We start from the raw sequence: 20,611 nt of genomic DNA, 5'->3' as shown, positions 1-20,611 counted from the left end.
CGTTCGATGATAGTGCTCGCTCTTTATCGCTCCGAGGGCGTGCGGGTGGCGCGTGCGAGTGCGACGACGATCGATTCGTAGGTGCGTCCCGTCGCATGTTCCAACCCGACCTCGCATGTTCGGTTGGACGACGTCACTGCCGCGCTACCTGCCAGGATTACCTCGGCAGCCTCTGCGCGTGTGGCCGACTCGGTGAGCTCGGGATGTAGAAACCCGCGATCGCCCGCGAAGCCGCAGCATGTGGTCGAGGCCGGAACGTCGACGGTCTCGGCGAGGGCGGCCGCGATCGTCATAAGATCAGCACCGAGTTCGAGGGTGCGTGCTGAGCAGGTGGGGTGGACCGCCATCGATGACAACGGCGCGCTCACGCGCAAAGTCGGCAGGAGGTGCTTCGCCGCCCACGTCAGAGAGTCCACGATCTGTAGTCGAGTGTGGTGCATGCGGCGTTTCTCGTCCAGGTATGGCAAAATCTCGCGGCTCACTCCCAACGTGCACGAGGTTGCATCCACCACGATGGGAAGCCGCCCCTGCTCGCTCCACCGCCAGAGATCGTCGACGAGTTGTCGTGCTGTGTACGTATTGGCGTCGGTATAACCCTTGGAATGCCACACTGTGGCGCAGCATGTCCCGGCTACGTCGTCGGGAATCCAGACGGGCTTCCCTGCCCGGGCCGAAACTTCGGTGAGCGCGGCCACGACATGCTCGTCGTCGCCGTTCGGCGATGGCCCGAAGATCCGATTGATGCACGCTGGAAGATACACCGCGTGCGCCCCCGAACGGGTTGTCGAGGGCATCGACGGGGCAGCTGTAGGCATGGCGTCGATCCATGACGGCACCAGTTCGTTGCCGACTGCTCGTCTGGCCAGCGCCGTCAACACTGTCATTCGACGGGTTCCCATCCTTGCACCGATGCGCAACGTCGTCCGAGCGACGCGTTCGACGAGTGACCAATGCCGCGCCATCGAAACTGCTACCCGGGAGGCGTGGGGTGTGTTGGACGCTGTCCGGAAGTCTTTCATCAGTGCTCCGGTGTCGATACCGACCGGACATGCCGCAGCGCACGAGCTGTCACCGGCGCAGGTCTGCACGGCGTCGTACTCGTATTGCCGCAGAAGGGTGTCCAACGTCGGTGAGCCGTGCGGGTGACGCTCCATCTCGCGGCGGAGCGAAATGCGTTGACGCGGAGTGGTGGTGATGTCGCGGCTTGGGCATACCTGCTCGCAGAAGCCGCATTCGAAGCAGGCGTCCGCGATCGTCTCGATCGCAGGCATGGTCTTGAGATTGGACATGTTGGCTGTATTGTCGCGGTTGAGCATCACTCCGGGCGCAAGAACCATGTGCGGATCTGCCAAACTCTTGATCTTCCACATCAGATCGACGACCGCGCGGCCCCATTCCAGTTCAAGGAACGGTGTCATGTTCCGGCCCGTTCCGTGCTCTGCTTTCAATGAGCCGTCGAAGCGGTCGACGACCAGATGCGCGAGGTCGTCCATGAATGCTTCGTAGCGAGTTCGGTCGGCTGCCGAGCTTGCGTCCAGCGCGAGAATGAAGTGCAGGTTTCCGGCGGATGCGTGGCCCGCGACTCCAGGCGGGTAACCGTAGTGGCCTTGCAAGGCTGCTATGGCGCGACTGGCCTCGGCCAGGTGTTCGGGTCTGACACATACGTCCTCGACGATCAGAGTCGTACCGGGAGGTCGGCTTGCGCCGAGACCGGCCATGAGACTGCCGCGTACCCACCAATAGAATTCGGCGAGATCGTCGTCGGAGGTGAACTCGGCAGACTCAAGCAAGACGAGACCATCGACGATCGATTGGGCGCGCGACTGTACTTCGGCCACGGATCGAGTGTCGGCGGCACGGAACTCGACGAGGAGCGAGGCACACCGGTCTGTCAGTGTTGCCCACGAAGCAGGAGCGCGCGGTTTGTCGGCGGACAAACGTAGGGTCGGCGCGTCCATCAACTCGACGGCTCTGGCACCTGCTGCGACGAAGTGCTCGACGGCGTCGGCTGCACCTCGAAGATCGGGGAACAGCAGCAGTGCCGTCGTGTGCAGAGCCCCAAGTTGAACAGTGTCGAAAACCACCTCGGCAATGAACGCGAGGGTTCCTTCCGAACCGATGACGAGTCGACGAAAGATTTCCAGCGGCGAGTCGGCATCGAGGAATGCCACGAGGCGATATCCGTTGGTGTTCTTGATCTCGTATTTGTGCCGCAGACGTGTTGCGAGTTCGGTGTCGGCTCGAATACGGTCACGGATCGTCAGCAGCCCGGCGGCGAGCTCGGGTGCGGCGTCATGGAATCGACGTTCGGCATCCGGGGCTGCTGTGTCGACAGTTGTGCCGTTGGGCAGCACCAGAGTCATCGAGCGAACGGTGGCGTACGAACTGTGGGCAGTACCGGCGGCCATTCCGCTGGCATTGTTGGACACGACGCCTCCCACGCATGCAACGTTGCTGCTCGCAGGATCGGGCCCGAGGACCCGTTGGTGTTTCTTGAGGGCGGCGTTGATGTGGCCGATGATCGCGCCCGGTCGTGCCCGTACGGTCTTACCGTCGTCGAGGATCTCGAATCCGCCCCAATGCTTGCGAACGTCGACGAGAAGGTCGTCGGTCTGCGATTGTCCGGATAAACTGGTTCCCGCAGCCCGAAAGACCACCGACCGACGGTGCGTATGTGCGTACGCGAGTACACCGATCACGGTATCGAGGTCTTCGGCAACGACCACGGCACTGGGAATCATTCGGTAGGGGCTTGCATCGCTTGCGTAGCGGGCGAGGTCGAGTACCTCGCCGAGTACCTGATCGCCGAGAGTCTCGACAAGTTCGGCGACCAAAGCAGCCGATGCTGCGCCGTGTACCCGATCAGGAAAATTTCGTCGATCTGTCCCGTGATCTGTGTGCGGGCCCAGTCCGGCGCGTGCTTGTATCGAGCGCAGAACTTTCAACGAGATCGGCGGCATCAGAGTCTTCCTGAAGTCGGGTGCGGGGCAGGGATACGAACGGTGTTCCGCAAAGTGCCGAGATGAGTGATGGACAGTTCGATCAGATCCCCGTCGGCTAGATATTCCGGGGGTGTTCTACCCATTCCGACTCCAGCAGGGGTTCCGGTGACGATGAGGTCGCCGGCCTCGAAGCGGAGATACTGACTGAGGCGGAAGACGAGCTCGGGCACCGTGAAAATCATGTCTGCGGTTGTTCCATCTTGTTTGGTTTCGCCATTGACCGTCAAGTGGACACGTAAGGCGGACAGGTCTGTGACCTCGTCAGGAGTGGCCAGCCACGGGCCGAGCGGGCAGGCTGTAGGGAAAGATTTTCCGGGCAACCACTGTCCGCCTCCCCCGAGCTGCAAGTCTCGCTCCGAGACGTCGTTGGCGGCGACATATCCACCGATCACTCTGGCAGCCTCATCGAGCGACGACAACTCGAAAGCGGTTCGGCCGATCACCACTCCGAGTTCGGCTTCCCAGTCTCCGCGCCGGGCAGTGCGGGGCAATACGACATCATCGGTCGATCCGCATACGGAGTTGGGAGCCTTGGCGAAGACGATAGGTTGTGTCGGGCAGTCCATTCCCGTTTCTTCGGCGTGATCGCGGTAGTTCAGACCTACCGCGTAAATCGCCGACGGTCGCGTGATCGGAGGGCCGAGTCGAATACCCTTCAGGTCTATGACCGGGACGGAACCCGATGCCGCGGCGGTAAGTTCGGCGATCGGTAGGTCTCCGAGGAACTCGCCGGTGACGTCCCCCACCAGCGATGACAGATCCGCAGCCTTGTCGCTCGACAACATCATTCCGGGCCGTTCACGGCCGGCAGGGCCGAATCTCACGAAGCGCATCAGGCAAAGTCCCGGTCGCCGGAACCGAACGCAGCAGCGTGACTGGCGACTGCTTTATCGTTGTGTTGTCTCATGTGTCCACTCCCGCAGTGTCGGTAGCAACCAGTTGAGGTTGTTGCTTGTGCATGGTCAATCGATTCTGCGTTGTGCGAGCAGGTTTTCGACCTGTAGTGGGCGGGCGGTCTGGTTTACGACCAGCTACGGACGGGGAGAGCTCGAAGCGGAGGTCGCTATGCGACGAGACCGAGGCGGTCGGCCCCATCGACGGTGCTCATCCATCCCCTGCGCAGCCCCGCGGCGACCGGTACGTCACCACCAAGCAAACGCGGGCTGGCGGCGGCGTACCGGTCGGCTGGGGGGATCGGTGCACAGCAGATTGTCACAGCGCTATCAAAGAATCTCGGTTGAGGTCTGCTATGCGCGCATAACCGTTGATGCCCATGGTCAAGTCAGTTTCAGCCAGGATGCTGCGAAGTACGTGCACGACCCCATCCGTACCTGCGATAGGGAGACCGTACGCGTACGGACGTCCGATTCCCACCGCCGTCGCGCCCAACGCCAGTGCCTTGACCACATCCACTCCGCTGCGGACGCCGGAATCGAAAAGGACCGGTAATCCGTCGGCTGCATCCACCACGGCGGGCAAAAATTCGAGAGCAGGTGCATTGTTGACTTGACGGCCGCCGTGGTTGGTTACATAGATTCCATCGAGGCCGGCGTCTCGGGAACGGCGAGCGTCGTCGGGATGACAGATCCCCTTGACCATCACAGGCAACTTCGTCAGGGACTTGATCCATTCCACCTCCGTCCAACTCAACGTTGGATTCGTGAAAATGCTCATCCAATGGACAATCGCCGCGTTCAGATCCTCCTCCGGCGGCTTACTCAATCGGGATCTGAAGACCGGATCCGAGAAATATGTTTCCAAGCACAAGCCTCGGTACTGCGGTATTGTTCCTTGCGCTAAATCCCGAGGGCGCCATCCCTGGGCGCGCGTGTCGGCGGTGAGGGCAATTGCTGTGTAGCCGGCAGCCTCCACACGGCGGACGAGACTTTCAGTGAGTTCACGATCACTGGATGTGTACAGCTGAAAGAACCCTGGAGTACCGCCGAATTCTTTCGCAACTACTTCCAAAGGGTCCATGGATAGGGTCGCCGACATCATAGGGACGCCTGTCTCCGACGCCGCGCGTGCCACTGCGAGATCGCCGTGCATGTCTTCCGACATGACTCCGATGACCCCGATGGGCGCAAGGAATATCGGCGTGGGGAACGTGCGCCCGAAGACTTCGATCGATAGATCGCGATCGGCGGCGTCATTGAGCATCCGAGGGACAATTCCCCACTTCTCCTCAAATACCGAAACATTTTGTCGCTGGGTGTGCTCATCACCGGCACCGCCGAAAACATAATCGACCACCTTGGGGTCGAGCAGGTCGAGTGCTTGCCTCTCGAGATCAGCGTATTTGAAGGGCAGCGATTGGGGGGACGTGGGGCTTTCGGAACCTGTGCGATAAAAGGTTTTCTGGTACTCGCCGTAATTAGCCATGCGTCGACTTTCTGTGAATTCCAAAGGGTCGATGTTCGATAGAAGGATCGATAGGCTTCGTCTATTTGAAAAAGGTCAAAAGATTGCAACGGGGTTGGTCGCCGCCGAGGTGACGCCCACCATTTTCCATGGTAGAAGGGCGAAGAATAGTTTCCAGCGCTCGACCTCTCGGCATTTGTCTACCGCCTCGGTGAGGTCCATGTTGTCGATCAGCCACAGCCCCAGGGCTACGATTCCGATGGAGTGGATCGGCCTGAACAGATCCCAGTCGTCGTATCCGGATGGTTGGACGTCTTGCACGGTATCGGAGCCGAGTGCGGAGACGCCCCGGTCATGCAAGAACGGGAGGCAGCTGGCATGTAAGCCCGCGCCCGGCGGAACTGGGGTGTCCGCGCTGGATACCGGGGCCGGTCCGTTGGCCCGTATCTTTGCCACATGGCCGGTATGCACCAGCAGTACGTCACCGGGTTCTACGGTGACCCCTTGTCGCTTCTCGGCGGCGAGGAGATCATCCGGGGTTATGGCATAGGAGGTTTCGAGCCACTGGACACCGTGCAGTCCGCAGATATCCAGTATGACAGCTGAGCTGACGATTCCATGCTCGGCTTGGTGGATGGACAACGCTTGCGAGCCGTCGATCGAATTGGTCTCGGATGCGTCGAATCCATTGTAGTTTCGACCTTTCCATGCGTAATGTCCGAGCCCATCCAAGTGCGTGTTCGAGCCATGGGCTTCAATGCCGATAAAATCGGTCACCGCATCTGCTTGGACCTTTTGATTCGCAATGTGTGACACCTCGCCGAGCTGCATGAAGCGTTGGATATTTCCCATTCCCGCACCCAGTGGGTCCGGGTTGTTGGGATCCAGGTTCTGCGAGAGCGAGATCACCTGGCCGCTGCTGATCAGAGCAGCGGCTTTCTTACGGACCTCGGGTGTGATGAAGTTCAACGTGCCGAGTCTGTCGTTCTCGCCCCATCGGCCCCAGTTCGACAGCGAATCGTAGTAGCCGAGGACTGTGTCTTTGGATGGAAAATCGAAGTCGGTCATTTTTTTCAGCACTTCGCTCTCTGTGTCGATACTGTGGGTATTCGTGCGGGTATTCGTGCGGGTATTCGGTCGGCCGAATTTACGTTTCCAGGCTGCGTTCGAGCCCCAAAAGCGGTGCGAGCTGAGACTGGGCCGAGATGTCGGCAGCGGGTCAGCCTGTCCATCCGTGGAGGAATTCGAGTAACTCATGGTTGACCACGTCGGGTCGTTCTTCGTGGCACAGGTGGCCGCAGCGCGGAATGGCCACTGTGCGTACGTTCGTGCCCATCGATTGCCAGATGGCCGCGACGTCGTACGCGCCGCCCACCGCCGCGAAGTCTTCACCCCACATACTCAGAAGAGGGCATTGTATGAGGGTGTCGAGGTCTTGCTCGTCCTGCGCGACGTCCTCCGCTGCAGCGCGGTAATCCGCACAAGAACCCCGGACTGTTCCGGGCTGCTGGTAGGCCCGCACGTAGACGTCGATCTCTGCGGGCGTGAGCATTTCCGGGTTGTACGACCACGTGCGGTAGAAGTAGGTCAGGAATTCGCGTTCTTTTCCTGCAATCAAGGTTTCGGGTAGATCGGGAACCGCGAGGAATGTGAAGAACCAGTAGCCGGCGTTTGCTTTGGCCACGTCGTAGGTCTCTGCCACGATGCGAGTGGGAATGTTGTCCATCACCACCAGTCGATCGAGCTTGTCGGGGTGATCCTTCGCGAATCTGGTGCCCACGCGGGAGCCGCGATCATGTGTTACCAGGGCGATCTTCTCGTGTCCGAGTGCGTCCATTATGGCGACGACGTCGGCTGCCATGGTTCGCTTGTCGTAGCCGGTGGCGGGTTTGTCCGTTGCTCCGTATCCACGCAGGTCCGGAGCGATCACTGTGTACGTCTTTGCCAGGACTGCGATCTGTTTTCGCCACCCGAACCAGGTCTCGGGGAATCCGTGGAGTAAGTAGACGGGTGGTCCGGAGCCTGCGGTCACCACGTGGTGCGCGATGCCGTTCGCGGTGATCGTGTGGTGCTCGAGCGTCACGTCTCCGAATGCGTCCGCTTCTTCGACAGTAGCCATCTGTACTTTCTACTTTATATACTTTGATGGGTCAAGGAAGCATGCAGTTGCCAGCCGGGCGTCCAATCCTGAGGTCTCTCGGTTCACGTGGGGACGGGCGTCTGCAGGGCGTGTCAAGTCGAATTGCTCGACTTCTAATTGCAGTGATGTGGGCTTCGGCGGCAGGACGCACTGACCGGCTTCAGCGGGACGCGGTCGATCGATTCGCGTCTACACGTGCCATCGAGCGAAGGCGACGTGCGCGGCATCGCGGGAACCCCGGGGGCAATGCTTGCGTAACGGGGCCTGCCCGCTCGGTGCCGGACGCCGGCGGTCGGGCGACCCGAAGTCCGATTTTCCGTGAGTGCCGGACGCTCCTTGCCGATGTACTTGCGGCGGAAGTGTGTACGGTTCAACATGATTGACTGTCGCGTTGCGTCGGCAGAGCATCGAAAGGAAGTGGGCAGGGTACGCGCAATTCTCCGTCTCGAGCTCGGGTCGGACAAGCTCATATGTTCTCGACGAGCGGCGTCCCTGTGTGCTTGAGGTCGGCTCGACGAATTTTGCCCGTGTGTGTTTTGGGGAGTGCGTCGATCACATATACGGTTCGCGGACGCTTGTATGCGGCGAGACGATCCCGCGTGAACGCGATCAACTCCTCCGGTGTGGCCGTTGTGCCGTCGCGAAGCGAGACATAAGCGGTGACGGCTTCGCCCTGATAATTGTCGGGTTGGCCGACGACTGCGACTTCGAAGACTGCGGGATGCTCGTAAAGGGTGTCTTCCACTTCCCGTGGCCACACCTTGTAGCCGGAGACGTTGATTTGATCTTTGAGTCGATCGACGAGATACACCCAGCCTAGGTCGTCGATGATCGCGACATCGCCTGTGCGTAAACGACCTTCGGGCATTGTGCTGGCGGAAGCGGACGGGTTTCGCCAGTAACCTGTTACGACTTGGGGGCCACGGATCTCGAGCTCGCCCGCGGTTCCGGCTGGAGTAGGTTGACCGTTCGGGTCGACTGTCCGCAGGCTCACACGAGGTAGTGGAACCCCCACCGACAGGGATCCACTGGGGCCATGGACGGGGGCCCGGCGGCCTGGCGGCACTGCAATCACGCCGGCTGTGGTCTCGGTCATTCCGTAGGCGTTGTGAATGTAGCATCCGAACCGCTTCTCGAACTGCTCGACCGTGGACGGGGGTATAGGTGCGCCGCCCGAATAGAGGGCTTTGATGGACGCGAACTCTGTGTTGCTTACTCCCGGGACCTGAGAGAGCGCGTTGAAGGCCGTAATCGAACCGATCGTGTACGTAACGGCGTGTTCGACGAACGCATCCAATGTGACGGCTGCGTTGAATCGATTGGCGAAAACGAGAAGGCAGTTTCGTACGAGGGAAAGCGCTGCATTCAGGGTCGCACCAGTGATGTGAAACAGCGGCGCGATCGCGAAGACGACGTCACCGTCCTTCACCCCTGCGACTTCACCGAAGTCGGCGGCGGTGGCAAAGAGATTCGCGTGCGAGATCAGCGCGCCTTTGGGCGGACCCGTCGTTCCCGATGTGTAGGCCAACAGCGCGAGGTCTTTCCCGGTGACATCGTACTGGGCGGGGTGCCGGTGCTCGTTGGCCTGAATCAAACCGATCAGATCGTCCTCCGGCCTCGGTGACAAACGCTGCCGACGTGCGAATACACGGGGGTCGTTGCGGCTTTGATAATCGAGACCGGACGTGCTGAGAACGAACTGCACACTGCTTGCGCGAAGCGCAGGGCCGATGAGATCGAGATCGGCCTCGTCGCAGACGAGAGCCATCGGCTCAGCATCATCGATGATCACCCGTAATTCTCGACCACGGTACATCGGATTGAGCACCAGCGGCACTGCACCGATCTTCCACAGGGCAAGAAGGACCACCGCATACTGTGGCACGTTCTGAAGGTAGATACCCACTCGCTCGCCCCGAGAAACACCCCTGTCTTCCAGAACGGCCCCCAGCGAGTCGGACGCGGAATCGACCTCTGCTGCAGTGGCAACGAAATCGAAATAGGCGAGCGCAGGTTGCTGCGGGCACCGCCGCACACGTTCACGCCAAGCGCTGATGACGGTTTGTTCTGATTGCGCTTGTCCGTAAGACATAGGAGCTCCGGTCGTCTCTGGTGTTCGATGTATACCGACCGATCACTCGCTCGGTGTGCCAGAAGAAGTGTTGCGGAGCACATTCGAAGTGTCAATACGCCGACGACTGGGCGTCGGCGACCGCCGCACACATCTGCGTGTATGGCGTCGCGAATGCCCACTGTGGGCAGACTTGTCGCGCGAGCGAATGATCTTGGGACGATGTCCCATCCGCGAGCGGGCATTGACCGCCGGCAGGAGATGTGTCACGCTGACCGAAAGAGCGACCGAGCGTTCGCTCGGTACCGGATGAGGAGACGACGATGGCCATCGACCTGACCTACGAACCCGAGGTCCAGACGTTGATCGAGAAGACTCGCAATTTCACGCGTGACTACGTGGTGCCACTCGAGGACCGGTATCTCGGTAACATCGCCGACGCCGGCGGCGACGAACTGCGGATCACGATGCAGGCGGACGCCAAACGTGCCGGGGTCTTCGCTCCCCACGCCCCGGTCGAATTCGGTGGGCACGGATTGAACATGAGCGACAGAGCGCCGGTGTTCGAGGAAGCGGGTTACTCACTCTTCGGTCCTATTGCACTCAATCTCGCAGCGCCCGACGAAGGCAACGTGCACATGCTCGCCCATATCGCGTCGCCGATGCAGCGAGAACAATTTCTTGCGCCCCTCGCGCGAGGAGAACTGCGGTCCGCCTTCGCGATGACGGAACCAGCGCCAGGTGCCGGCTCTGATCCCTCTGCTTTGACGACGAAGGCAGTCAGAGCAGAGGGGGGCTGGAAGATCAGCGGCCACAAGTGGTTGATCACCGGAGCCGATGGAGCCGGATTCTTCATCATCATGGCCCGAACTTCGGGTCAGCCCGGTAATCGCGGCGGGGCGACGATGTTCCTTGCGCCCGCCGACTCCGCGGGGATCGAGGTCGGCCGACACATCGGCACGCTGGACAAGGCGATGATCGGCGGGCACTGCGAAGTGTTCTTCGACAACCTGTTCGTGCCGGACGAGAACGTACTCGGAGCGGTGGACGAGGGCTTCTCCTATGCGCAGGTACGACTGGGGCCCGCGCGCATGACCCACGTGATGCGATGGCTCGGTGCCGCGCGTCGAGCCCACGACATCGCGGTCCTGCGTGTCGCGCAAAGGGCAGGGTTCGGTAGCAAGCTCGGAGACCTCGGAATGGTGCAAAAAATGGTTGCCGACAACGAGATCGACATCGCAGCTACCCGCGCACTCCTGACGAACGCATGTTTCCTTCTCGACCGGGGAAGCGAGGCCGGGAACGAAACCTCCATTGCCAAGACGTACGGTGCCGAAGCGGTGTTCCGCATCGTCGATCGAGCAATACAGATGTGCGGTGGAATCGGCGTCTCCGACGACCTACCTCTCGCCAGGCTCTCCCGCGAGGTCCGGCCGTTCAGGGTCTACGACGGCCCATCAGAGGTGCACCGGTGGGCGATCGCGAAGCGTGCTGTGGGACAAGCAAAGCGAGCTGTGAACAACAATGTGCACGCGACGTCTCAGGCGCACGCATGAACGAGCTCGCGGGGATGAACACGCGCGCCTTGACGCAATTCCTACTCGACAGCGGAGTCGAGTTACACGGGGACTTGCGGGTCGAATCGATCAGTGGTGGCCGATCGAACCTCACGTTCAGAGCGTACGACGATAACTCGTCCTGGGTTGTACGCAGACCGCCGACCAGTGGACTGACACCGTCTGCGCATGACATGGCTCGAGAGTGGGCGGTCACCCGTGCGCTCGAACCCACCGATGTGCCCGTCGCTGCTGCCGTCGCATTCGATCGAGACGGGACAGTCCTCGGAGCACCGATGACGATCGTCGGCTTCGAACGAGGACGCGTCATCCGTTCGCAGGCCGATCTCGAAGATCTCTCCGATGCACAGATCAACGCAAATGCCAGTGAGCTGGTGCGCGTCCTTGCCCGACTGCATGCGGTGGACTACCGCGCAGTCGGACTGGCCGATTTCGGCCGCCCCGATGGGTTCGCTGCGCGGCAGGTGGCCACGTGGAATCGCCAATGGCAGCGTGTGAAAACTCGAGAACTAGCCGACGTCGACAGGTTGCACGCCGCATTGGCTGCGTCCGTGCCTCCGCGGTCTGCGGCGTCGATCGTCCACGGCGACTTTCGAGTGGACAACACAATTCTTGTCCAAAACGACGTCACATCGGTTGCAGCGGTGGTGGATTGGGAAATGTCGACAATCGGCGATCCGTTGACTGATGTCGCACTGATGTGCGCCTACCGGCAACCGATTTTCGACGCCGTGCTGGGCGTCAAGGCCGCGTGGACAAGCCCGCGGTATCCCTCCCCGAACGACCTCGCTGAGCAATATGTCCGCGAGTCCGGGCGAGAACTCGAACACTGGAACTTCTACGTAGCGCTCGCGAACTTCAAACTCGGTGTTATCGGCGAAGGAATTACCCACCGAGCCTTGGCGGGATCGGACTCGGGCAACGGAGCCGGAGACGCCGCCGATGTGACAGGCGAGTTCATCGCAACAGGCCTGCGTGCGTTGGCTCGCTGAAAAGCGGGGCCGGAAATCTTGAAGTAGCTTCCACCGCCTGTCATCACGTCATATTTCGTTGCCCTGGAACAGCTCACGCAACTCCGGTCCAAATGGTTGCTTCCATCCGCGCGAGTGTGGCGGAGTAGCTTCCTCGTCCGCCGTACCCACCCAGTTCGCGATGACATCGAGCAACTACAACTTCTGATTGTCGGTCGTGTCGGCGGTCGAATGTGCTGCTTCGGCCCGAGTATCGGGCCCCGCCCATGAGGCCGGTAATCGCTTCGTACGCGCCGTCGCTGCAAAGCGCCTTCGAATACCTGAAGTGCTGCCTTTGCTGCGCACCGCCGGCGTGGCCAGATCTCGCTCGTTGCAGCCACTCTGGTTCCGGGGATGACCGATTCGCTGGAGTCGAGCGCGTCGGACATGCATCCGCGGAGCAGTAGACCTCCGGCCAACGCGCGCGATCCCTGCTGTTCGGTGATCACCCCGGCCGAAAACGAGTGGCTTCGGTGATCATCGTGAGCGAACCGTATTCCACGTCCTGCATGTCTGCTGCGAGCTCGATGGGTGAACTCTTCCAGAGTGAAATAACGTTCTATTCCTGGCTGATTGCATCATTTCTCAATGCCCGAACGGGGCACTGGTTCGGCCCGGCTTCTCGATGTGATGCATCCGCCAAAAGGCGGGGATACCCGTAAACGGACGTGTTCACCTGCTCGTCGGCGCTATCGGTCGCAGTAGCACACTCACCTCGCACACAGGGCGCGTCACTAGTCGACGGTGAGTATCACCTTCCCTACGGTGTCGGACGAATCGAGAAGATCATGCGCATCGCCCGCCGCCGTGATCGGCAATCTGGTGTGCACGACCGGCACGACCCGACCCGCTGTAATCAACGGCCACAATCCCGCTGTAACCGCCGACACGACATCGGCTTTGCTCGAAGGTCCGGTGAGTGGTCTCCCCCGCAAACTGGCTGCCGCCACCGATCCCCGCTTGGCGAGCAAACTTCCGATGTCGAGTTCGCCGGCTCGTCCTCCTTGCATCCCGATCACGACCAATTGCCCGTCGAATGCCAGAGCGTCGACGTTCCGCTTCAAGTACTCCCCGCCCATGTTGTCGAGAATGATATCCGCTCCTCCCCGCGGACCCGTTGCGATCATCACCTCGACAAAGTCATCGGTTCGGTAATTGATCGTGAACTCGGCACCGAGTTCACGACACTTGTCGAGCTTGTAAGCCGATCCGGCCGTCACCGCGACCCTCGCACCGAGCGCGGTAGCAACCTGAATGGCATGGGTGCCGATACCGCTGGCACCACCATGGATCAGCAACAACTGCCCCGGGCCGAGACCTGCAGACATGACCAGGTTCGACCAGACCGTGCACGCTACCTCCGGCAACGCGGCTGCATCGACCACACTGACCCCGGCGGGTACCTTTAGTACTTGGGCCGCTGGGACCGCTACCTTCTCGGCGTACCCCCCTCCTGACAACAGAGCGCAGACTTCGTCTCCGACGCTCCACCGCGATACCCCCACGCCCACTTCGGCAATGGTTCCCGAGCATTCGAGTCCCAGTATCTCCGAGGCACCTGGCGGGGGTGGGTAGTTGCCCTGCCGTTGCATCACGTCGGCTCTGTTGACCGCGGCGGCGGCAACGTCGATCACCACCTCACCCGGAGCTGGTCGAGGGTCCCGATACTTCGCCCACTGCAGGACATCCGGTCCTCCGTGGGCGTGCATGGTCACTGCGTACATGTAGGTCTTTCTGTCGATGTCAGTGGACAACCCAGAGCAGTCGCCCTGGGTTGTGTCGAGCCGCGATGGGTCCGATCTCGCCGATGGCGTACAACGCTATCCGAGGTGTGTCCGGCGTTAGGCCCGGCGGAGCACATCGATCAACGACCAGCCATCGATGACGTATCAGTGGCCGGACATGCCACCGTCGACCGGTAGCGTGATTCCGGTTATATACGACGAGGCATTACTGGCAAGGAACAGCACCGCTGCGTCGAGTTCGTGTTGCAGGCCCAGTCGCCCCAGTGTCGATGTTTGTGCCACAAATTGCGTGAGCAGCTCATTGGGAATCGATGCGGTCATCTCGCTCTCGAAGTATCCTGGAGCGATCGCGTTCACGCGAATGCCTCGTCGCCCGGACCATTGTTGGGACAAATCTCTGGTCAGGCCGATGACCGCGGCCTTGCTGGCGGAGTAGGCAGCTTGTGGCGCATAGGATTTGATCAGACCCAAAACACTTGCGATGTTCACGATGGCCGAACCCGGTGACATCACCCGGGCGCACGCCTGCGCCATCCAATAGGTCCCCATCAGGTTCACATCGATGACGGCACGAAACTGCTCTTCGGTTTCCCGCAGCGCAGGTACTGCCGTTCCTATTCCTGCATTGTTGACCAGTACGTCGACTCGTCCGAATGTATCCATGGCTTCCGCAACCAAGGCAGTGCACGCCTGCTTGTTGGACACGTCCGTTGTGACGATGAGGACTTCACGTCCAGCCACGGTAATCTCGGCGGCAAGGTCCGCCAACTGCTCCTGTCTGCGGGCAGCAAGGACGACGGCAGCGCCGGCGTCGCTGAGCGCCCGTGCGAAACCGCGCCCGAGGCCCGAACTCGAGCCCGTGATGATTGCGACTCGTCCCGCGAGGCCGAAACGCTCCACTGCTGAGTTCATGCAAGCCCTTTCGGTTGCGTGTTGTTCTGGTCGTGTCAGTCAGGTCGTACCATCGGCGCGTGGGCGCTGACGGTGTTCGCACAGACATCGAAGCGTTGAGCAACTATTGATGGTTACACCGATTCTCGGTTGGAGTGTGTGGTGTTTCTATGAATCATTGCCACGCTGATCAGGGCGACAATGGAAAGCGCCACGATGTATGCGGAGAATCGCCACCAGTTGTCGCTGTCGCCGTTGATGAGACTGACCATGATGACCGGGGTTGCGCCGCCGACAATTGTGGCGATCTGATATCCGAGGGATGCTCCCGAGTAGCGCAGGGCAGCCGGGAATATCTCGCTGAAAAGTGCAGCTTGGGGTCCATAACTGATACTGATCAACGCCGAGGCAAGAACGATCGAGATCCAGATGGGGAGGGTGTTGTCCGGGGTCGCCTGGCTGAAGATCCACCACATGGGGAACGCCCACAGTCCGAGAAGCGTGATCCCGATCGTGTATACCCTCACCCGGCCGTAGATATCCGATGCCAGCGCCGAGAGCGGCATGAGTACTACCTGTACCGCGGCACCCGCCAGGATCGGCAGAAGGACCTGAGAGGTCGAAATTCCCAGCACAACGTCCGCATACTGAAGCGAGGCAATGATCGTCGAATAGAAAATCGCGTTGATGACGACGAAAGTTCCTGCTGCCTGAATAATGGTGGAACCATTGTTGCGAATCACCTGTATCACGGGTGAACTCTGTTTCGGCGCATTCAGCATCGCCTTTTCGGCGTTTCGAAACGACGGTGTCTCTTCGAGGTACTTGTGGATGTACAGGCCGACTGCGAGCATGAGAATGCTCAGCAGGAACGGGACCCGCCATCCCCAACTCAAAAAGGTTTCGTTGTCCATTGCATTGGACAGCAACAGGAACACGAGGTTTCCGGTCAGCACCCCTACCGGCACTCCGATCTGGGCGAAACTTCCGTAGAAGCCGCGTCTGTTCTCGGGTGCGTATTCGGTGGCGAGCAGCATTGCGCCGCCCCACTGCGCACCCAACGCCAATCCTTGCGCAATACGCAAGAGGACAAGGAAAGCGGGTGCCACCCAGATGATTTCGGTGTCCGGCGTCAGACCGATCATGAACGTTGCGCAGGCCATCAACACGATGGCCGCCACGAGGACCGGTTTGCGTCCGATTTTGTCGCCGAAGTGTCCGGCCACCACTCCGCCGAACGGCCGGGCAACGAACGCAACCGCCACGCTGGCGAACGAGTTGATAGCAGACAGGACCGGGTCGCCGGTGTAGAAGAATGTCTTGTTGAACACGAGGGCGGCGGCGGTACCGTATATGAAGAAGTCGTACCACTCGAGCGACGATGCAAGTGCGGCCGCCATCGACGCCCGGCGCGCATCTTTGAGATGCGTCACTGGTGCAGCCAGAGTCTTTGATGTCATTCTGCAACTGTGACCTGTATCTCTACGCCACGGAAGGTAGCGACCACTTTTCTGTGACTCGGCCACAGGGAAAGTGGTGGCCCCTACTAGTCACTAGGGGGTGACGAAGAGCTACGCAGCCCCCAAGCAGAGGTGCTCTGGCCGCAACGACCCCGGAAAGAGTGATCCAAACGCCCAGCTCCACGTCGACGACGCTGTCGACTAGCCCGAAACCTCTGATGAACATTGTCATCCGTGATGAACGGGCAACGGGGTACGCTGTGATCGGACCATGGTGGCCCGGAGACTTGTAGACGAGGTGCCGCCCGTACGCACAACCGTCGAACACGAGCGAGGTCGGTGAAGCTGGTGAGTCCGCGAGAATCGATCGAGAGAGAGCGTGAAGCTGTGCACACGTTCGCGATGAAGATCGAGGAATCACTCCAGGTGATCTCCGATCGTGCAGCCTCACGTGTGTGCGAACAGGTCCCCAGCTACCGCAACAACGCGGACTCCACACTGCGCGAGGATGTAGCAGCTCACTGTCACTACGTTTTCAAAACCTTTGTTCGGAGCTTGATGGAGCAGCGGCCATCCCGGCGGGCGGAGTTCGAAGTGGCCGCAACCTACTCGATGCGCCGCGTTACTCAAAACATTCCACTCGCAGACTTCCTACAAGCGTTCCGAATCAGTCAGATGACATTGTGGGAAATGATCCTCGAGTTGACCGCAGATCACCCAGAACTGAGTGCGGCCGCAACAGCATCGGTCCAGTACGTCATGCAGGTCATCGAGGCCGGGAGCACAGCAGCAGCGGAGAGCTATATCGAGGCCCAACAATACCTACTCGCCGACGCCGACCGGGCAGCACGCGATCTGGTGGAGGACCTCCTGGCCGGACGGCCACCTGCAATGGGAATCAGGCAGGATTCGCTGCGCGACGCAGGATTCGTCCAATCCTCCAAAATCGTTGTAGGTGTTGGGGGAACCGTCGACGACACCGGTGACAAGCGAGTGATCGCGCGAGCACTCGGCCAAGCGGCACAGGCCGGTGCACAGGGCGTGGTGACGATTCGTGGCACCGAAATCGTCGGCATCTTCCCCGTCTCCGACCAGGGAAGTTCGAGCCTGCTCGCCCGGCTACGCCCGGTGCTGCAGGCCATGAACCAGAACGGCCTGCAGGTGTCTTTCGGTACCAGTACCGTCCACGAAAGTCTCGACGACGTACCGAAGGCATACAGAGAGGCCGCAATGGCTCGATCGTCGAGATACGCGGTGCCAGGCGTTCATTCATTGGAAAGCTTGAGCGCGTTCGAGTACCTGGTCACACGGGCCGACGAAACCGCGCGAAGGCTGATCACTCCAAGAATTCACCGTTTCGTAGAAGAAGACGACGACGCCGACGGCCTGTACATCGTGACGTTGGTCGCGTATGTGGAATCCAACCTGAATGCAAAAGCTACAGCCGCGAAAATATACGTCCATAGCAACACCGCATATGCCCGGTTGGACCGAATTGCGGAGCGAACGGGCAAAGACATGCGCAACTTCGCCGACGTACTGGATTTGCTGGTTGCCGTAAGACTGTTGGCTCCGAGGCGAGCATCGTTCCAATTTCCAGCCGGGGCCGGCGGACGCTTCACCACCAGCGGTTAGGACACCCCCTGGAGGTCCGCGTCGAACGTATCGATCATATTGCCGACAGCCTTCGTACGGTTCGGCATCGACGACGGCTGCACAGAAATGCAGGGCGCAGCCTTAATGAGGCAGTCATAATCGGGTGATGCGCTCGAAGCCGAAGATTCTCGATGCGACGCTCGGGCTGATCGCCGAGTCCGGCTTCGAGGACGTCACCATCGCGGCGGTGGCACGGGCTGCGGGCGTGACGAGGCAGACGGTGTATTCGATTTTCACCACGCGTGAGGACATGATCTCTGAGGCCATGGTCGGTCTCGTCGTCGACGTCATCGGCGGGATACGGGAGAAGTCCGATCAGGCCGAGACGCCGACGGAGTTCGTCGTCGAGACAATTGTGGCTGCCCGCAGTCTCATTCGCCGAGAACCAGTGCTCAATTCGTTGATGCGTTCGGGTAATGGGAATCCGTTGTTCGATCCGGACATGATGGATCGAGCAGCACCGGTGGTGCGTCAGTTCCTCGACGGCTACATCGAACGCAATCCCGAATTCGATTCGACGAAGTTCGACGGGGTCGAGGCCATGTTCGCGCGGAACGGTCTGTCGGTCATTCTGTTCGACGACCCGACGATTCACGACGACGGCGGTCTACGGGCATACCTCAGACGGTGGTTGGTGCCGCTTCTGGCCCTGGACTGACCCTGGTAAATTTGACACTGCTGTCCCCTTCTGTCTAGTTTTGCATCGCGCGTACACGTGACACAGGTCTCGCGGGCGCTGCAGCACCTTGGGGGGTACGTGTCGAACTTGAATCGCCGATCGTTTTTCGGTGCAAGCGCTGTGGCAGGCTTGGCTCGCCTCGGTCGAGTTCCGGACGAATCCGTTGCCGCCGATCCTGCAGGGTGCAGTGTTGCCCAACCATTTCGGGCTGCAGCTAATCGTCGGGTACGGCGGCGAAGCTGCGGCGTTTCTGATGGACCGGTTCGCCGACGTCCCCGTGGCAGCATGCGCGTTCGGCTGATCGTCCATCACTGGCGCTGGCGGGCGGTACGAGACTTCGTGCGCCGCAACCGCTCCGCCAGGGCACTGGATGTCGAGCAACGCGCCGCAGACTACGTCGCAGTAGCCGAAGCGTTCGGGCTCACCTGGCCGCAGGAGGAACATCGCGTCCACGCCGTGCTTCGCAGTTTCGACGACCCGGATGTCGCTGCAGTGAGCGCTGCGATGGTTGCACGTAAAGATGCGGCGGAGCTGGTTTCGGTCACTGCGTTGCGAGCCCGTCCCACCGACCAAGGGACGGCTCCACCCGGCTACAGTCGCGGCGTCGAATAGACGCCGTGATCGAGACGAATGGCCCGCAGATCGTCCCCATCCGATAGCCCGCACGTGCGACGGTGAGGCTCAGAATTACGAACCGTTTCCCGCCGTTCCGGTGACGGTGCCATGACCGGGGCAAAAAAGTTGTACCAGGCCTAGCGGCCGCAACTCTCGTCTCCGAGCACCATCAAATCGATAACGAAACGACACGTGGTCCTCCTCGGTGCACGACTGGGCGGCTCGGTGTCTGCGTGCACCTGTTCGGCCTTGCATTCGCGTCGCGATTCAATGGCGTCGCGCACCCATGCCTCGGGTCAGAAGGTCGTCGACGAACCTGCGTGTGAGTGTGTCAGTGCGAGACCCGACCATCACGACGACCGACCGCTGCAGCGGAGGGTGGAGCGCCCTGGCGATGCCGGTGAACCGGGCAGGGAGTGCGGTGGTCGGGACGAGAGCCAGGCCCAGACCGGCATGGGCAAGTTGCGCTGCTGTAGTAGCACTTCGAGTGTGAGTGACCGCCTCGAGGTTGACATCGTGCGATGCCGCAACAGTGTCTAACCAGGCCCGCAAACCGTTGGCTGGGTGGTAGTGAACGATTGGCTTGTCGGCAAGCTCCGTCCACGAGATGTCCTGCTTGTCTTCAAGATCGAGGCCCTCCGGTACGACCACCACGATGTCCTCCGTGCCGAGCTCGTCGGTGTTTGCGGGCAGACGAGCAGGGGCAGGGCCGAGCGCGATGTCGACGTCACCATTGTCGATCGCCTCAGCCATCGCATCCGCGCTGGTGAACTCGGTCAGATCCAGTCCGATGTGCGGGTACTTTCTGGTCCACTTCCGCAAGGTCGGCGCGAGGAGCGGGACGGTCATGCTTTCGGCGCATGCCAGTCGGACGCGGCCCTCACTACCCTCCGCCACCGCTCGCCCGGTCCGCAGAACACGCTCGGCCGCCGTCAGTGCGGTCCGTGCGTCGGTGAGTACAGCACGACCGGTGGGTGTGGGACGGACCCCTCGAGGAAGGCGTTCCAGCAGCGGGGAGCCGATCTCAGCTTCCAACGACGCAAGCTGATGAGACAGCGCGGGTTGAGAGAGATGCAGCTGCGCTGCTCCCGCGGTGACGGAGCCGGCGTCCACGACGGCGACGAAGCATTCGAGGGATCGGAGGGTCGGCATCGATCGAGGGTATGCGACGACGGGAGTCCGGCACCGTTAGCTGGAATCTTCGGTCATGAAGCGGCTGATCGTCTGCACGAGAAGCGTGCTGAAGAAAATGCCGATGATAGTGAGAATCACGCCGGAACGAATGTCGCCGTCGATGAAGTTGGTGACGGCGACGAAGAAGGAGATCGCAGCCATGATGATGCCTGCGGTCATTCTGACCCTGGGGTCGATGTTCATGTGTGTCAGTTCCTTTCAAGAAATATT

The 20,611-nt window shown here is 60.7% G+C and carries 17 protein-coding genes; 6 read left to right on the top strand and 11 right to left on the bottom strand.

Annotated elements, in window-relative coordinates; all coding sequences use genetic code 11:
* Nucleotides 1-23: 23 nt before the first annotated feature.
* The 6 genes from CH275_RS10040 to CH275_RS10015 form a co-directional block, all read right to left on the bottom strand.
* The gene (locus CH275_RS10040; RefSeq protein WP_094677662.1) at nt 24-2,960 is read right to left on the bottom strand and encodes an FAD-binding and (Fe-S)-binding domain-containing protein; all 2,937 of its coding nucleotides are present in this window, start codon (nt 2,958-2,960) and stop codon (nt 24-26) included.
* The gene (locus tag CH275_RS10035) at nt 2,960-3,835 is read right to left on the bottom strand and encodes a fumarylacetoacetate hydrolase family protein (RefSeq protein ID WP_094677660.1); all 876 of its coding nucleotides are present in this window, start codon (nt 3,833-3,835) and stop codon (nt 2,960-2,962) included. The genes CH275_RS10040 and CH275_RS10035 overlap by 1 nt, the downstream gene beginning before the upstream one ends.
* Before the next feature lie 379 nt (nt 3,836-4,214).
* Nucleotides 4,215-5,384 (bottom strand): alpha-hydroxy-acid oxidizing protein, encoded by a 1,170-nt coding sequence (locus CH275_RS10030; protein ID WP_094677658.1) that lies wholly within the window; start codon nt 5,382-5,384, stop codon nt 4,215-4,217.
* A 75-nt stretch (nt 5,385-5,459) separates the two neighbouring features.
* A complete protein-coding gene (locus tag CH275_RS10025; protein WP_094677656.1) occupies nt 5,460-6,620 on the bottom strand; it encodes a cyclase family protein in 1,161 nt (386 codons plus the stop codon).
* Complete coding sequence (locus CH275_RS10020; protein ID WP_094656130.1) at nt 6,583-7,482, bottom strand: alpha/beta fold hydrolase; 900 nt, start codon at nt 7,480-7,482, stop codon at nt 6,583-6,585. The genes CH275_RS10025 and CH275_RS10020 overlap by 38 nt, the downstream gene beginning before the upstream one ends.
* Before the next feature lie 487 nt (nt 7,483-7,969).
* Nucleotides 7,970-9,595: a class I adenylate-forming enzyme family protein gene (locus CH275_RS10015; RefSeq protein WP_094677654.1), complete on the bottom strand. Its 1,626-nt coding sequence runs from the start codon at nt 9,593-9,595 to the stop codon at nt 7,970-7,972.
* Nucleotides 9,596-9,897: 302 nt separating this feature from the next.
* Between CH275_RS10015 and CH275_RS10010 the strand changes: the two genes are divergently transcribed.
* Complete coding sequence (locus CH275_RS10010; protein WP_094677652.1) at nt 9,898-11,130, top strand: acyl-CoA dehydrogenase family protein; 1,233 nt, start codon at nt 9,898-9,900, stop codon at nt 11,128-11,130.
* A complete protein-coding gene (locus CH275_RS10005) occupies nt 11,127-12,143 on the top strand; it encodes a phosphotransferase family protein (RefSeq protein WP_094656127.1) in 1,017 nt (338 codons plus the stop codon). The genes CH275_RS10010 and CH275_RS10005 overlap by 4 nt, the downstream gene beginning before the upstream one ends.
* 752 nt (nt 12,144-12,895) lie before the next feature.
* Here CH275_RS10005 and CH275_RS10000 read toward each other — a convergent pair.
* From CH275_RS10000 to CH275_RS09990, 3 genes are all read right to left on the bottom strand, one after another.
* Nucleotides 12,896-13,885 carry an NAD(P)H-quinone oxidoreductase gene (locus CH275_RS10000; RefSeq protein ID WP_094677650.1) on the bottom strand — a complete coding sequence of 330 codons (990 nt, stop codon included), beginning with the start codon at nt 13,883-13,885 and terminating at the stop codon, nt 12,896-12,898.
* Nucleotides 13,886-14,050: 165 nt separating this feature from the next.
* Complete coding sequence (locus CH275_RS09995; protein ID WP_094656125.1) at nt 14,051-14,818, bottom strand: SDR family NAD(P)-dependent oxidoreductase; 768 nt, start codon at nt 14,816-14,818, stop codon at nt 14,051-14,053.
* A 113-nt stretch (nt 14,819-14,931) separates the two neighbouring features.
* Nucleotides 14,932-16,257, bottom strand: a complete 1,326-nt coding sequence (locus CH275_RS09990) for an MFS transporter (protein WP_094656124.1) — start codon at nt 16,255-16,257, stop codon at nt 14,932-14,934.
* Nucleotides 16,258-16,932: 675 nt separating this feature from the next.
* Between CH275_RS09990 and CH275_RS09985 the strand changes: the two genes are divergently transcribed.
* From CH275_RS09985 to CH275_RS09970, 4 genes are all read left to right on the top strand, one after another.
* Nucleotides 16,933-17,892, top strand: coding sequence for a PucR family transcriptional regulator (locus CH275_RS09985; RefSeq protein ID WP_179276081.1), 960 nt, complete (start codon nt 16,933-16,935; stop codon nt 17,890-17,892).
* A 127-nt stretch (nt 17,893-18,019) separates the two neighbouring features.
* On the top strand, nt 18,020-18,571 hold the full coding sequence (locus CH275_RS09980) for a TetR/AcrR family transcriptional regulator (RefSeq protein WP_094677646.1): 552 nt from the start codon (nt 18,020-18,022) through the stop codon (nt 18,569-18,571).
* Nucleotides 18,572-18,701: 130 nt separating this feature from the next.
* Complete coding sequence (locus CH275_RS09975) at nt 18,702-18,893, top strand: hypothetical protein (RefSeq protein ID WP_094677644.1); 192 nt, start codon at nt 18,702-18,704, stop codon at nt 18,891-18,893.
* Nucleotides 18,878-19,204 carry a hypothetical protein gene (locus CH275_RS09970; RefSeq protein WP_094677642.1) on the top strand — a complete coding sequence of 109 codons (327 nt, stop codon included), beginning with the start codon at nt 18,878-18,880 and terminating at the stop codon, nt 19,202-19,204. The genes CH275_RS09975 and CH275_RS09970 overlap by 16 nt, the downstream gene beginning before the upstream one ends.
* Before the next feature lie 270 nt (nt 19,205-19,474).
* Here CH275_RS09970 and CH275_RS09965 read toward each other — a convergent pair whose 3' ends face one another.
* Together CH275_RS09965 and CH275_RS09960 are read right to left on the bottom strand one after the other, a co-directional pair.
* Nucleotides 19,475-20,359, bottom strand: a complete 885-nt coding sequence (locus CH275_RS09965; RefSeq protein ID WP_094677640.1) for a LysR family transcriptional regulator — start codon at nt 20,357-20,359, stop codon at nt 19,475-19,477.
* Between the two features lie 36 nt (nt 20,360-20,395).
* A complete protein-coding gene (locus CH275_RS09960) occupies nt 20,396-20,584 on the bottom strand; it encodes a hypothetical protein (RefSeq protein WP_094677638.1) in 189 nt (62 codons plus the stop codon).
* Nucleotides 20,585-20,611: the final 27 nt, after the last annotated feature.

Origin of the sequence: Rhodococcus sp. 06-235-1A (genome assembly GCF_002258785.1) — a bacterium.
Classification (GTDB): domain Bacteria; phylum Actinomycetota; class Actinomycetes; order Mycobacteriales; family Mycobacteriaceae; genus Rhodococcoides.
Note: the sequence above shows the minus strand (reverse complement) of the source record. Positions and strands in the feature narration are given on the sequence as shown.

Excerpts from the sequence above, each read along its gene's own strand:
- CH275_RS10040 (WP_094677662.1), bottom strand. The coding sequence starts at position 2,960 with ATGCCGCCGATCTCGTTGAAAGTTCTGCGCTCGATACAAGCACGCGCC.
- CH275_RS10035 (WP_094677660.1), bottom strand. The coding sequence starts at position 3,835 with ATGCGCTTCGTGAGATTCGGCCCTGCCGGCCGTGAACGGCCCGGAATG.
- CH275_RS10030 (WP_094677658.1), bottom strand. The coding sequence starts at position 5,384 with ATGGCTAATTACGGCGAGTACCAGAAAACCTTTTATCGCACAGGTTCC.
- CH275_RS10025 (WP_094677656.1), bottom strand. The coding sequence starts at position 6,620 with ATGAGTTACTCGAATTCCTCCACGGATGGACAGGCTGACCCGCTGCCG.
- CH275_RS10020 (WP_094656130.1), bottom strand. The coding sequence starts at position 7,482 with ATGGCTACTGTCGAAGAAGCGGACGCATTCGGAGACGTGACGCTCGAG.
- CH275_RS10015 (WP_094677654.1), bottom strand. The coding sequence starts at position 9,595 with ATGTCTTACGGACAAGCGCAATCAGAACAAACCGTCATCAGCGCTTGG.
- CH275_RS10010 (WP_094677652.1), top strand. The coding sequence starts at position 9,898 with ATGGCCATCGACCTGACCTACGAACCCGAGGTCCAGACGTTGATCGAG.
- CH275_RS10005 (WP_094656127.1), top strand. The coding sequence starts at position 11,127 with ATGAACGAGCTCGCGGGGATGAACACGCGCGCCTTGACGCAATTCCTA.
- CH275_RS10000 (WP_094677650.1), bottom strand. The coding sequence starts at position 13,885 with ATGTACGCAGTGACCATGCACGCCCACGGAGGACCGGATGTCCTGCAG.
- CH275_RS09995 (WP_094656125.1), bottom strand. The coding sequence starts at position 14,818 with ATGAACTCAGCAGTGGAGCGTTTCGGCCTCGCGGGACGAGTCGCAATC.
- CH275_RS09990 (WP_094656124.1), bottom strand. The coding sequence starts at position 16,257 with ATGACATCAAAGACTCTGGCTGCACCAGTGACGCATCTCAAAGATGCG.
- CH275_RS09985 (WP_179276081.1), top strand. The coding sequence starts at position 16,933 with ATGACATTGTGGGAAATGATCCTCGAGTTGACCGCAGATCACCCAGAA.
- CH275_RS09980 (WP_094677646.1), top strand. The coding sequence starts at position 18,020 with ATGCGCTCGAAGCCGAAGATTCTCGATGCGACGCTCGGGCTGATCGCC.
- CH275_RS09970 (WP_094677642.1), top strand. The coding sequence starts at position 18,878 with ATGCGCGTTCGGCTGATCGTCCATCACTGGCGCTGGCGGGCGGTACGA.
- CH275_RS09965 (WP_094677640.1), bottom strand. The coding sequence starts at position 20,359 with ATGCCGACCCTCCGATCCCTCGAATGCTTCGTCGCCGTCGTGGACGCC.
- CH275_RS09960 (WP_094677638.1), bottom strand. The coding sequence starts at position 20,584 with ATGAACATCGACCCCAGGGTCAGAATGACCGCAGGCATCATCATGGCT.